Genomic DNA, 12,149 nt, shown 5'->3' with positions numbered 1-12,149 from the left:
AGATCGGGACCGGCTGGAACTCCTTCGACTCCGTCACGGCGGTCGGTGACCTGAACGGTGACGGGGTGACCGACATCATCGCGGCCAAGGGCGACGGAACGCTGTACCGCTACTCGGGTCCCGACTACACCGGTCCGGCCCGGGTGGAGATCGGCACCGGCTGGGACTCCATGAACAACCTGGTGAGTCCGGGCGACCTCAACGGTGACGGCATTCCCGACCTGCTGGGCGTCAAGCTGTCCACCTCTCAGCTCTTCCGCTACACCGGTCCGGCGTTCAGCGGCGCGAGCCGCACCGAGATCGGCACCGGCTGGTAGTCCGGGCCACCGACTTCGCCGTGCGGGCCGGGGCATGCGGGCCGGCTCGGGAGCAGGCCCCGGGCGTTCCGGCCCGCACGGCGAAGTCCACCCCTCTGCGACTCCCCGACCTCCGACTCCCCGACTTCCGACTTCCCGACTTCCCGACTTCGATTCTCCGACGAAGGAGCCCCGTGACACGCGTACGCCGTTTCCCGTCCGCACTGCGCTCGTCGGCCGCCGCCGCGGTCTTCGCCCTGAGCCTGGCCGTCGTCACTCCCGCGTCGGCTGCCTCGGTCAGCACCTGGGACAAGGTCGCCCGCTGTGAGAGCGGCGGCAACTGGAGCATCGACACCGGCACCACCTACACCGGCGGCCTGCAGATCAGTGGCTACAACTGGCAGCACTACGGCGGCACCGCCTATGCACCCCACGCCTACCAGGCGACCAAGAAACAGCAGATCCTCATCGCCGAGAAGATCCTCGCCGACCAGGGCGCCGGTGCCTGGACGTGCAGTCCCGGTACCGGCCTGTCGACGGACACCGCGGACCCGTATCCGCTGCCGCGGATGGCGAATCTGACGAATGTGGGTGACCTGACCGGTGACGGTGTGCCGGACCTCATCGCCGTCAAGAGGTCCACCGGTGTTCTGTACCGCTATTCGGGTCCTGATTTCAGTGGTGACACCCGGGTGCAGATCGGTACCGGCTGGGGATCGATGACCGACGTGACCGCGGTCGGTGACCAGAACGGCGACGGGGTCACGGACATCCTGGCGACCGCGTCCGACGGAACGCTGTACCGCTACTCGGGTCCCGACTACAGCGGTCCGGCCCGGGTGGAGATCGGCACCGGCTGGACATCCATGACCGACGCCACCGGGGTGGGCGACCTGACCGGTGACGGTGTGCCGGACCTCATCGCCGTCAAGAGGTCCACCGGTGTTCTGTACCGGTACTCGGGTCCTGATTTCAGTGGTGACACCCGGGTGCAGATCGGTACCGGCTGGGGATCGATGACCGACGTGACCGCGGTCGGTGACCAGAACGGCGACGGGGTCGCCGACATCCTGGCCGCCGACGCCCGCGGCAAGCTCTACCGCTACACCGGCCCCGACTACTCCGGCGGCGGAAGGGTGCAGATCGGCACCGGCTGGGACGTCATGGCCGAGCTCGTCGGACCCGGCAACATCACCGGCAGCGCCGTCCCCGACCTGCTGGCCGTGAACGTGGTCAGTGGCGTTCTCTACCGCTATGCCGGTCCCGATTTCAGCGGCGCGACCCGTACCGGCATCGGTACCGGCTGGTAGTCCCGGGCGCCGCCGCCGCGATGGCGCCCGCCCAGTAACGACCACTCCTCCCGTCCGACAGGAGAACCCTTCGTGCGTCCGCATCACCGCATCACCCGCGCCGGGCGCGACGGCGCCGTCCCGATGCCCCGAGGAACCGCGCGCCTCACCCGCCGGTGGGCCGCGATCTGCTCGCTGCTTCTGCTGCTGATGGCGCTGCCGACGTATGCGCAGGCCGACTCGCTGCCCGTCACCACCCCGCAGTCGTTGCACTTCGTCAGCTACAACATCTGCGGCAGCGCATGCCCGAAGAGCGCCACCGACAGCGCCACCAACCGTATGAACGCGGTGGTCGCCCAGGCATCCCCGCAGGGATGGAACACCGATGCGATCTTCCTGCAGGAGGTGTGCGAGGACCAGTACGACACGTTCAACACCCGTCTGCAGCCGCTCGGTTACCACGGGAAGTTCACCGCGACGATCGCCGCTGGCGGCAGCGCGACCGCCTGCAAGGGGAAGTACGCCTACGGTGTGGCGTTGTTCGTCAAGGGGCCGATCCTCGCCTCGACGGTGCTGCCGCTGACCGTCGGCAACGAAGTGGAGAAGATCCTCGTCCCCTGTGTGCGCACCACCCTCCACGGCAGGGACACCTGGGCGTGCTCGGTCCATCTGTACTGGAAGGACGCAGCCCTCAACCAGGCCGAATCGGTCAAACTCGCGGCACAGGCCAAGGCCTGGGAGGACGCCGGTACCCCGGTGGTCCTCGGCGGTGACTTCAACGCAACGCCCCGCAGCACCTCACTGGGCAGCTTCTACAGCCCCAGCGCCGACGACGGCGGACACGGCCGGTTCATCGAGGCGGACGAAACCGACAAGGACTCCTTCAACCAGCAGGTGTGCGACCCGGCGGCACGGCTGTACTGCCGGTCGGGCGAGACCACCTTCACCGGAAGCACCGTCTCCAAGCTCGACTACCTGATGTTCGGCGAGCGGTACTTCAGAGCCGCGCAGGGTGACGTCCTGCCCCGCGACGCAACGGTCTCCGACCACCAGCTGTACCGCGGCGCCGTGTCATGGGCCGGCATGTCGGGTGCTGCGAGCGTGGGGGACCTGACGGGCGACTCGGCCGGCGACATCGTCGCGATCGCCCGCGCCAGTGGAACTCTCTACCGGTACGCGGGCCCTGCTTACAGCGGCGCCTCCAGGGTGTCGCTCGGCGGCGGCTGGAACGTCTACGACCGGATCGTCGGGGTCGGTGACCTGACCGGTGACGGTGTGTCCGATCTGCTCGCCGTCGACGGCGACGGCGGCCTGTTCCGCTACTCGGGCCCCGATTACGCCGCCGACAGCAAGGTACAGATCGGCACCGGCTGGAGCGGCATGGCCGGTATCAGCGCGGTAGGCGACCTGACCGGGGACGACGTCCCCGACATCGTGGCGGTCGCACGGTCGACGGGCGCTCTCTACCGGTACACGGGCCCCGGTTTCCCGGGCGGATCGCGGGTCGGTATCGGCACCGGCTGGAACGTCTACAACCAGCTCGCCGGGGTCGGCGACCTGACGGGTGACAGCGTGTCGGATCTGCTGGCAGTCGATGCCAACGGTGACCTGTTCCGCCTCTCGGGTCCTGACTACGCCGACAGCAGCAAGGCACGGACCGGAACGGGCTGGAACTCGATGAGCAACATCACCGGGGTCGGCGACCTGACCGGTGACGGCGCACCCGACATCATCGCCACCAAGGCGGCGACCGGTGAGCTGTACCGGTACTCGGGACCGGGTTTCGCCGGCGGTGCGCGCGTCCTCATCGGCACCGGCTGGTAGCAGCGGTCCCTCCGCCCCGGGCCGCCCGCACAGGCGGTCCGGGGCGGAGCCGGTCAGCCGTGGCCGGCCGTACGCCTCGGGGCGCCGGACACGATCAGCGATGCGGCGACGGCCTTGTTCACCGCGTCGATCCGTGAGACGGCTCCGAGCTTGGCGAAGACGTTCCGCAGATGCCGCTTGACGGTGGCTTCGGTGATGGCCAGCCGGTCGGCGACCTGACTGTTGCTCAGCGCCAGCGCGACCAGTTCCAGCACTTCGAGTTCGCGGTCCGACAGACCGGGTCCGTACGCACCGGACCGCATCCGGGCCAGGGTCTCCCGGGACACGGCGTGCACCAGGCGTTCCGCGTCGCGGTGCACGCTACGGATCGCGGACACCAGTTCGTGCCGGCTCACACTCTTGACCAGGTAGCCGCGTACACCCGCGGTGACGAGCCGGTGCAGCAGCCGCGGTTCGTCGAACATGCTCAAGATGATGATCCGCGAGGCCGGTGAGACGGTGCGGATCCTCCGTACCGTCTCTGTGACCTCGCCCCCCGGCAGTTCCACATCGAGCAGCACGATGTCCGGGCGATGCCGCCTGGCCTGTTCCACCCCGTCCCCACTGGTGGCGGCGCCGCCGACCACCACCAGGTCGTTGTAGGAGTCCAGGATCTCTCGCAGTCCGTCGCGGACCAGGGTGTGGTCGTCGATCAGCAGCAGCCGGATCCGGGCGTCACGTGATGTTCTCAACGCTGCGTCCTCTCAGTGGGACGGCGAAGCGGACCACGGTGCCCACGTCGATCACACTCGCCAGGGCCAGCTGCCCGCCGAGCAGTTCGGTCCGCTCCGCCATCGAGATCAGGCCGAAACCCTCGCGGGCCGTGCCGGTGGTGTCGAAGCCGCGACCGTTGTCCAGGACGGTGCCACGCAGTTCGTGGGGGGTGATGGCCACGGTGATGCGGAGCGAGCGGGGCCGCGCGTGCGCCAGCGCGTTACGGGCCGCCTCCCGCAGCACCAGGAAGCATTCGTCGAGCACTCTGGGCGGCGCCCAGGTCTCGTCGCCGCTGACCTGGATTCCCACCAGTGAATCGCCGGTGTCGGCGGCCCCCAGATACGCGCGTAGCGCCGCGTCGAGACTGCGCGGCGGCTGCTGATCGTGCAGCGTGGACGTCACCACGCGCAGATGTCGCATCGACTCCTGGAGCGCCTCCCAGGCCTCCTCCCAGTGGCCTTCCGCGACGGGCGGATCGCTGGCCCGGCGTATGTCGTACAGCTCCAGCTGCCGCTGCGTCATGCTCAGGCAGTAGCCCATCCGGTCGTGCAGCTCCCTGGCGATCCGGCGGCGTTCCTCGGCCAGCGCCCTCGGTACACCACTCGGCGCCACCCCCGTGTGCTCCGCGAACGACGCGCGCATGCGGACGGCGAGGATCCGCTGAAGGGTCGTCACGAGTGCTTGCCATGTGTGCGGAGCCATCGGTTCCGCCGGTATGTACGGAGTGACCACCGACAGCACCGCGTCGAAGAGCAGTGACATGGATTCGGTGATCTCGTACGGGTCCGCGCGCGCCGCCGCGATCCTGGTGTGCTCCCCTCCGCCCGCGCCGTCCGTCCGGCCGGTCTCTGCGGGACCTGCGCCGAGGGCGCGGGTGAGTTCCGTGAGAATGCCGTGTGCGTCGGCGAGTGCCCTGTCCATCGCGTCAGGGTTGTTCGCGGTCTGTGCTCCTGTGAGCCGGACCCTGTCCTCGTACGCCGCGAGGATCTCTTTCCGAAGAGATGAGATCAGTCCGGCTGTTTCGTCGGCCACTGCTCTTGGTGCTTGTCGTGTTCGTGCCATGCGATGCCCCCACCTGCACGTTTCCTGCGACGTCACAAATTTTGTTGCATTCAACACTATTCTGCCCGGGAGTGACGATCCCCGGAGTGTGGCCAGAAGGACGCCGCGCGGACCGTCGGCGTTCATCCGGACGGCTTCCCGCGCGTGCGGTGGGGTGGGTCCGGGGTTCCCGTGAAGACCGTGGAAGGCGGTTCGGCGCTCCGTCGCATTCGATACAAGGAGCCTCATTCGTAAGCTCGTTGGATCCACATCGACAGCGCGGGAGAGGACAGGATGATGCCCGGAGAGCTCTTGGCCATCAGCGATCTCCATGCCGCGTACGCGGAGAACCGCAGCATCGTCGAGGAGCTGTGTCCCGCGTCCGACGACGACTGGCTGATCGTCGCCGGGGACGTCGGGGAGATGTCCGAGGACATCATCTGGGCGCTGACCACGCTCAGCAGGGCCTTCGCCGAGGTCGTCTGGCCGCCGGGCAACCATGAGCTGAGGCCCGGCTGAAGGAGACCGAGGTGCGGCCGGCCGCCAGACCTGGAACCGGCGCCGGACCCCGAGCACCCCCAGCAGACCGGCGCCGGACAGTACGGCCAGGTAGCGGCGGAGCACCACGGTCGAGGAGGTCAGCGCCGCGAGGGGTGCCACCAGGTACGAGATGTCACGGGCGCGCGTGCGCACTGAAGAACGCCGCCGGTGCGTGCGAACCCACCTGGCTGACATGGACCGCCTCGTCCCAGCCAAGACCCAAGTCCGGCCGTACGAAAAGAAACTGGCAGGCGGTGAAGGCCGCCGCAACCCCCACCGGCTATCCGGTGCCCGTACGGGAGAGGACAGCGGGAGAAGATCCGCCCAAGATCCCGACTCTCTGTTCGTCGGAATGCGTCCCGGTCATGCGCGCACGGTACAAGCAACTACGGCAGTGCGAAGCGATACCGCGCGGGCAGCGGCGTGCCACATCGGTCAGGACGTAGGCGGCGGTCAGGGCAGCCCCACCCTCACTCGGCGACGTAGGTGCACTGGGTCCAGACGAAGACCCGGAACTCCTGGCCGTCCCGTACGGAGATCTCGGGCGTCGGCTCGAAGTGGTCGTACCGGTGTCCCCGGAACACCTTCACCTTCTCCTCGGTGTCGGCGACGTAGCGGGTCCGGTGGCCGTCGAGTTCCGAAGGTCCGCCGACCAGCAGGACGTTGGGGGAGTGGGTCACGGTCATGTGCCTTCTGCCTTCCCTCGCAGGTGTGGGTACGTTCACTGGGGCGGGTTGCCGTGCTTCCTGGACGGCAGGTCCGCGTGTTTGGTGGCGAGCATCGCCAGGGAGTCGATGAGGACCTGACGTGTCTCGGCCGGGTCGATGATGTCGTCGACCAGACCGCGTTCGGCGGCGTGGTACGGGTGCATCAGCTCCGCGGTGTACTCCTTGACCAGCTGCGCACGCCGCGCGTCCGGGTCCTCGGCCGCGGCGAGTTCCCGCCGGAAGACCACGTCGGTGGCGCCCTCGGCGCCCATCACCGCTATCTCGTTCGTCGGCCAGGCGAAGGAGAGGTCGGCGCCGATGGAACGGGAGTCCATGACGATGTAGGCGCCGCCGTACGCCTTGCGCAGGATCAGCTGGATCCGGGGGACCGTCGCGTTGCAGTACGCGTACAGCAGCTTCGCCCCGTGCCGGATGATGCCCTGGTGCTCCTGGGACGTGCCCGGCAGGAAGCCGGGCACGTCCACCAGGGTGACGAGCGGGATGTTGAACGAGTCGCAGAACTGCACGAAGCGCGCCGCCTTCTCGCTCGCCGTGATGTCCAGCGCGCCCGCCAGCGACTGCGGCTGGTTGGCGACGACACCGGCGGTCCGCCCGCCGAGCCGCACCAGCGCGCAGACCACGTTCGTCGCCCATGACGGATGCACCTCGAACAGTTCCCCGTCGTCCACGATCTCCTCGATGACGGCGCGCATGTCGTAGGCGTGCGAAGGGTTGACCGGCACCATGTCGAGCAGGGCCCCGGTGCGGCGGTCCGGCGGGTCGTCGGACGGTGCGGGGGGCGGCAGTTCGCGGTTGTTGGCGGGCAGCATCGACAGCAGGTACCGCACCTCGTCCAGGCAGCTCTCCTCGTCGTCGTAGGTGAAGGCGGCGACCCCCGAGGCCGTCGCGTGCACCTGCGCGCCGCCGAGACCGTTCTGCGAGACGGCCTCGCCGGTGACGGCCTGGACGACGTCCGGCCCGGTGATGAACATCTGCGCGATGTCGCGGACCATGAAGACGAAGTCGCTGAGTGCGGGGGAGTAGGCGGCGCCGCCCGCGCAGGGGCCGAGCATCACACTGATCTGGGGGATGACACCGGAGTAGCGGACGTTGCGCCGGAAGATGCCGCCGTACCCGGCGAGCGCCGTGACACCTTCCTGGATCCGGGCCCCGGCTCCGTCGCAGAGCCCCACGACGGGACATCCGGCCGTACCCGCCAGGTCCAGGAGCTTGTGGATCTTCTCCGCGTGGGCCTCGCCCAGCGCACCTCCGAAGATCCGGAAGTCATGGGCGTAGGCGAACACCCGCCGCCCGTGCACCAGGCCCCAGCCGGTCACCACACCGTCGGTGCGGGGCCTGCGCGCCTCCAGCCCGAACCCGGTCGCCCGGTGCCGGCGCAGCCCCTCGATCTCGGTGAAACTCCCCTCGTCGAAGAGGAGGCACAGCCGCTCCCGGACGGTCAGTTTTCCCTTCCTGTGCTGTGCGTCGGTCGCCTCGGCTCCGGGCCCGCCGCGGACTCGATCCCGCAACGCGGCCAGCTCCGCTGCTTTCACTCGTGCCGGCTCAACCGTGGTCATGCCCCCAAGTGTGTCCACCGGTCGCGCAGTTGAATTGTGGCCGTCCGGAGGACTGGTGAGAGTGCTAGGCGGATGACCGGACGGTGGCACTTCGACGGGCCGTGAGGCCGGTCCCCCTGTGACAGAACGAAGACGTCGTGGAGGACTGTCTGTAACTCGGTGCGAGATACAAATGTTCTCGACCACCTGCACCGCGCAACTCCTGGGGGAACCCCGTGAAGTACACCCGCATCACCGCTCTCGCCGCCATCAGCCTCGCCGCCACCCTCTCGCTCACCGCCTGTGACAGCGACGGCACCGTGAAGGACTCGGCCGCCAAGGGCTCCTCGTCCTCGTCCTCCTCGTCCTCGGAGGGCGGTTCGTCCTCGGACGGTGGCTCGAAGCCGGAGAGCGGCTCGGGTTCCGGTGGCACGCAGGCCGACAGCGCGAAGTCGGGCTCCGGTGAGGGCACCGGAGCCCGCACGGACGCCGCGAACGGCGCAGCGGAGACCGGCGGCAAGGTCACGTTCTGCAAGACGGAGGACCTGGCCATAGACGCCGCGCCCGACGAAGCGGACTCCGGCAGGATCAACATCACCATGATCAACCGGGGTTCGACCACCTGCTCGGCGACCGGCTTCGCGGGCGTCGACATCAAGGACGCCGACCACACCTCGAACCCCATCGAGCGCGGCCACGCCCAGCCCCGTATCACCACCCTGAAGCCGGGCGACGCCGCTGTCTTCGACCTCGCCTACGACATCGACACCACCGGGAACAGCCTCGCGTCCCCGACCAACATCCTGGTGACGCCCCCGAACGAGACCCACACCGTGACCCTGGACTGGCCTGCGAACGCGGGGGCGATCAAGGGCGCCTACACCGACGTTCAGGTCTACCCCACGCACACGACCAACTAGTGGGCGGTTGCGCGGAACAGGCCCTGGTCGGCAGTTCAGGCCACGGGAGGCGGTTCGGCCGCTCGGCCATGACGGAGGCAAGTAGCCTCACCCGTAAGCTCGTTGGATCCACATCGACAGCGCGGGAGAGGACAGGGCGATGCCCGGAGAGCTCTTGGCCATCAGCGATCTCCATGTCGCGTACGCGGAGAACCGCAGCATCGTCGAGGAACTGCGCCCCGCGTCCGACGACGACTGGCTGATCGTCGCCGGGGACGTCGGGGAGATGTCCGAGGACATCACCTGGGCGCTGACCACGCTCAGCAGGGCCTTCGCCAAGGTCGTCTGGACGCCGGGCAACCACGAGCTGTGGACCCCGCGCGAGGATCCGTTGCAGCTCCGCGGGGTCGCGCGCTACCAGCACCTCGTGGAGATCTGCCGGAGCCTGGGCGTCGTCACCCCCGAGGACCCGTACCCCCGGTGGGAGGGGAACGGCGGGCCGGTGACCGTCGCCCCGCTGTTCCTGCTCTACGACTACACCTTCCGCACCGACCCGGGACTCTCCCAGGAGGAGGCCCTCGCCGCCGCGCGCGCCGAAGGCATCGTCTGTACGGACGAGTTCATGCTGCACCCCGACCCGTATCCGAGCAGGGAAGCCTGGTGCGAGGCCCGGCTGAAGGAGACCGAGGTGCGGCTGGCCGCCATGGACCCGGACCTGCCGGCCGTCCTGATCAACCACTATCCGCTGGTGCGTGAGCCGACCCGGATCCTGCGCTACCCCGAGTTCGGGCTCTGGTGCGGAACGGAGGGGACCGCCGACTGGCACCGGAGGTTCAACGTCGCCGCCATGGTCTACGGGCATCTGCACATCCCGCGCACGACCTGGCACGACGGGGTGCGGTTCGAGGAGGTGTCGGTCGGCTACCCACGGGAGTGGAAACGGCCGGGGCACCCCAGCACGCTCCGTCCCCGACGCGTCCTTCACTAGAGGGTGCCGGACGATGCTGAAGGGGATCCTGCCGGCCGGTGTTGCCGTGAGCGAGGCGTTCGGCGACCCGGCGGGGGCTGAACTGTACCCGGAGGAAACGCGGTTGATCACGCGGGCCGTCGAGGTGCGCCGCAGGGAGTTCACCACGGTGCGGCACTGCGCGCGAACGGCGCTCGCGGAGCTGGGTCTGCCCGCGATGGCGGTGCTTCCGGACGCGCACGGTGCGCCCCGCTGGCCCGATTCGGTGGTCGGCAGCCTCACGCACTGCGAGGGGTACCGGGCGGCGGCGCTCGCGTACCGGGACGACGTGCTGATGATCGGGATCGACGCCGAGCCGCACGGCCCGCTGCCGGAGGGCGTGGAGGAGGTCGTCGCCCTGCCGCAGGAGCGGGACCGGCTGTCCGCCGAGCGGGCCGAGCGGCCCGCACTGCACATGGACCGGCTGCTGTTCAGCGCCAAGGAAGCCGTCTACAAGGCCTGGTACATGTACGGCGGGCAGCGGCTCGACTTCGAGGACGCCGACATCAGCTTCGGACATCAGGGCATCGAGCCGGGGCCGGACGTCCGGTCCGCCGGGACCTTCACCGCCCGGCCGACGACGCCGGGCCTCTGGAAGGTCCCGGCCGGCGTCCGGGGCCCGGCCGGGTTCGACAGCCTGCCCGGCCGGTGGCTGGTCCGGGACGGGCTGGTGATCACCGCGATCGCGGTGCCGGGTGCCCGTACGCCCGGCTGAGCAGCGGCAGTCGGCGGCAGTCGGTGGCAGGGCCCGGCGTCCCGGAGGACCTGGCCCTGCCGCTGCTCACCTGCTCCCGACCGCTGCCCCCGACCGCCGTCGCCGGTCGGCTGCCGCCTACGCCGCGCCGGTGGCGACCACGCCCGCGTACAGCGCGTCGACGATCCGGTCCACCTGCTCCTCGGTCACGATCAGCGGCGGCGAGACGAAGAGCACCGGGCCCTCGCTGCGGACGACGACCCCGGCCCGGCGACAGGCGGCTACCACCTGGGAGGCGCGCGGGAAGGAGTCGAACTCGATCCCGGCGAGCAGCCCCACCCCACGGACGTCGCGTACGCCGTCGAGCCCCTTGAGCCGCGCCGTCAGCTGACCGCACAGCCGCTCACCGACCGCCGCCGCGTGCTCGATCAGACCGTCCTCCTCGATCACCCGCAGCACGGCCAGCGCCGCGGCGGCGCCCATCGCGTGCCCGCTGGTGGTGTGCCCGTGCCGCAGGCCGCCGAGCATCGGGTCGGTGGCGAACACATCGGCGATGGCGGTCGTCATGGTGACCGCCGCGAGCGGGGCGTACCCACTCGTCAGACCCTTGGCGGTGGTGACGATGTCGGGCGTGATGCCCTCGCGCTGGTGGGCGAACCAGGCCCCCGTACGGCCCAGTCCCGTGGTCACCTCGTCGACGACCAGCAGCACCCCGTACCGGTCGCAGATGTCCCGCACACCGCGCAGGTAACCGGCGGGCAGCGGCAGCAGACCGCCCACGCCGAGCACCGGTTCCACGAAGAACGCCGCGACGTTCTCCGCGCCCTGCGCCAGGACGGCCTCCTCCAGCGCCTCCGGTCCCGGCACCGCGCAGGGATCGTGCGCGGCACCGGACGCGCACTGCGCGCACCGGGGCGTGGCGATCTGGACGAACCCGCCGGGCCGCGGACCGCAGCCCGCCCAGGCGATCGGTGACGCCGACATCGCCGTCGTCCCGCTGGTCGTCCCGTGGTAGCCGTCGGCCAGCGAGATCACGGTCGTCCGCTCCGGCTGCCCCTGGAGCGTGTGGTACATCCGGACGATCCGCACCGCCGCCTCGGACGCCTCCGAACCGGAGTTGCAGAAGAGCGTACGGCTGAGCGGCTCACCCAGCAGTTCGGCCAGCTTGGCCGCGAGCAGCACCGCGGGCTCGTTCGACGAGCCCAGCAGTGCGTACGTCATCAGCTTGCCGGCCTGCTCCTGGAGGGCGGCCAGCACCCGGGGGTGGCCGTACCCGAGAGTGGCGTTGAACTGGCCGCTGCGCCCGTCCAGATAGGTGCGGCCGTACGAGTCGGTGACGTCGCAGCCCTCGCCGGAGACGATCAACAGCTGCTCGGGGTCGCCCATCGGGGTCCACGGGTGCAGCAGATGACGGCGGTCCAGCTCGGCGAGCTCGTCACCGGTGAGGGCCGGTGCGGCAGGGGCAGGGGACGGTGCAACGGAGAGATCGGTCATCGGCGCAACTCCAGAGAGAGATCGGACGGACGGCGCTGCTCACGGGACAC

Annotated in this window: 11 protein-coding genes and 1 pseudogene; 7 read left to right on the top strand and 5 right to left on the bottom strand. The window is 69.7% G+C overall.

Going from position 1 to position 12,149, the window contains the following annotated elements; all coding sequences use genetic code 11:
• From NBY69_RS28220 to NBY69_RS28205, 3 genes are all read left to right on the top strand, one after another.
• Positions 1 to 317: VCBS repeat-containing protein (locus tag NBY69_RS28220; protein WP_250304699.1), on the top strand; the 317-nt coding region annotated here is incomplete at its 5' end.
• 173 nt (positions 318 to 490) lie between these two features.
• Entirely contained in the window at positions 491 to 1,606 is a 1,116-nt protein-coding gene (locus NBY69_RS37420; protein WP_284349455.1) for a transglycosylase family protein, read from the top strand.
• A 72-nt stretch (positions 1,607 to 1,678) separates the two neighbouring features.
• Entirely contained in the window at positions 1,679 to 3,409 is a 1,731-nt protein-coding gene (locus tag NBY69_RS28205) for an endonuclease/exonuclease/phosphatase family protein (protein ID WP_250304698.1), read from the top strand.
• 53 nt (positions 3,410 to 3,462) lie between these two features.
• Here the strand turns inward: NBY69_RS28205 and NBY69_RS28200 are convergent, their stop codons facing one another.
• Together NBY69_RS28200 and NBY69_RS28195 are read right to left on the bottom strand one after the other, a co-directional pair.
• On the bottom strand, positions 3,463 to 4,140 hold the full coding sequence (locus tag NBY69_RS28200) for a response regulator transcription factor (protein WP_250304697.1): 678 nt from the start codon (positions 4,138 to 4,140) through the stop codon (positions 3,463 to 3,465).
• Positions 4,124 to 5,083, bottom strand: a complete 960-nt coding sequence (locus NBY69_RS28195) for a sensor histidine kinase (RefSeq protein WP_250304701.1) — start codon at positions 5,081 to 5,083, stop codon at positions 4,124 to 4,126. The genes NBY69_RS28200 and NBY69_RS28195 overlap by 17 nt, the downstream gene beginning before the upstream one ends.
• Before the next feature lie 414 nt (positions 5,084 to 5,497).
• Here NBY69_RS28195 and NBY69_RS28190 point away from each other — a divergent pair.
• Positions 5,498 to 5,710, top strand: a pseudogene (locus tag NBY69_RS28190) (metallophosphoesterase); the annotation flags it as partial.
• Positions 5,711 to 6,213: 503 nt separating this feature from the next.
• Here the strand turns inward: NBY69_RS28190 and NBY69_RS28180 are convergent.
• Entirely contained in the window at positions 6,214 to 6,429 is a 216-nt protein-coding gene (locus NBY69_RS28180; RefSeq protein ID WP_250304696.1) for a DUF5988 family protein, read from the bottom strand.
• A 35-nt stretch (positions 6,430 to 6,464) separates the two neighbouring features.
• Positions 6,465 to 8,027, bottom strand: a complete 1,563-nt coding sequence (locus tag NBY69_RS28175; RefSeq protein ID WP_250304695.1) for an acyl-CoA carboxylase subunit beta — start codon at positions 8,025 to 8,027, stop codon at positions 6,465 to 6,467.
• 215 nt (positions 8,028 to 8,242) lie between these two features.
• On the opposite strand from NBY69_RS28175, the gene NBY69_RS28170 reads away from it, so the two are divergent.
• The 3 genes from NBY69_RS28170 (at position 8,243) to NBY69_RS28160 (ending at position 10,626) form a co-directional block, all read left to right on the top strand.
• Positions 8,243 to 8,926 (top strand): DUF4232 domain-containing protein, encoded by a 684-nt coding sequence (locus tag NBY69_RS28170; RefSeq protein WP_250304694.1) that lies wholly within the window; start codon positions 8,243 to 8,245, stop codon positions 8,924 to 8,926.
• 139 nt (positions 8,927 to 9,065) lie between these two features.
• Positions 9,066 to 9,893 carry a metallophosphoesterase gene (locus tag NBY69_RS28165; RefSeq protein WP_250304693.1) on the top strand — a complete coding sequence of 276 codons (828 nt, stop codon included), beginning with the start codon at positions 9,066 to 9,068 and terminating at the stop codon, positions 9,891 to 9,893.
• 13 nt (positions 9,894 to 9,906) lie between these two features.
• Positions 9,907 to 10,626, top strand: coding sequence for a 4'-phosphopantetheinyl transferase (locus NBY69_RS28160; protein ID WP_250304692.1), 720 nt, complete (start codon positions 9,907 to 9,909; stop codon positions 10,624 to 10,626).
• A 117-nt stretch (positions 10,627 to 10,743) separates the two neighbouring features.
• On the opposite strand, the gene NBY69_RS28155 is transcribed toward NBY69_RS28160, so the two are convergent.
• Complete coding sequence (locus NBY69_RS28155; protein WP_250304691.1) at positions 10,744 to 12,099, bottom strand: aspartate aminotransferase family protein; 1,356 nt, start codon at positions 12,097 to 12,099, stop codon at positions 10,744 to 10,746.
• Between the last annotated feature and the right edge of the window lie 50 nt (positions 12,100 to 12,149).

Origin of the sequence: Streptomyces sp. A 4/2 (assembly GCF_940670765.1) — a bacterium.
Taxonomy (GTDB): domain Bacteria; phylum Actinomycetota; class Actinomycetes; order Streptomycetales; family Streptomycetaceae; genus Streptomyces.
This window is presented reverse-complemented; position numbering and strand designations above follow the sequence as displayed.

Coding starts and splice junctions, on each gene's coding strand:
- NBY69_RS28195 (WP_250304701.1), bottom strand. CDS start 5,083: ATGGACAGGGCACTCGCCGACGCACACGGCATTCTCACGGAACTCACC.
- NBY69_RS28180 (WP_250304696.1), bottom strand. CDS start 6,429: ATGACCGTGACCCACTCCCCCAACGTCCTGCTGGTCGGCGGACCTTCG.
- NBY69_RS28175 (WP_250304695.1), bottom strand. CDS start 8,027: ATGACCACGGTTGAGCCGGCACGAGTGAAAGCAGCGGAGCTGGCCGCG.
- NBY69_RS28165 (WP_250304693.1), top strand. CDS start 9,066: ATGCCCGGAGAGCTCTTGGCCATCAGCGATCTCCATGTCGCGTACGCG.
- NBY69_RS28160 (WP_250304692.1), top strand. CDS start 9,907: ATGCTGAAGGGGATCCTGCCGGCCGGTGTTGCCGTGAGCGAGGCGTTC.
- NBY69_RS28155 (WP_250304691.1), bottom strand. CDS start 12,099: ATGACCGATCTCTCCGTTGCACCGTCCCCTGCCCCTGCCGCACCGGCC.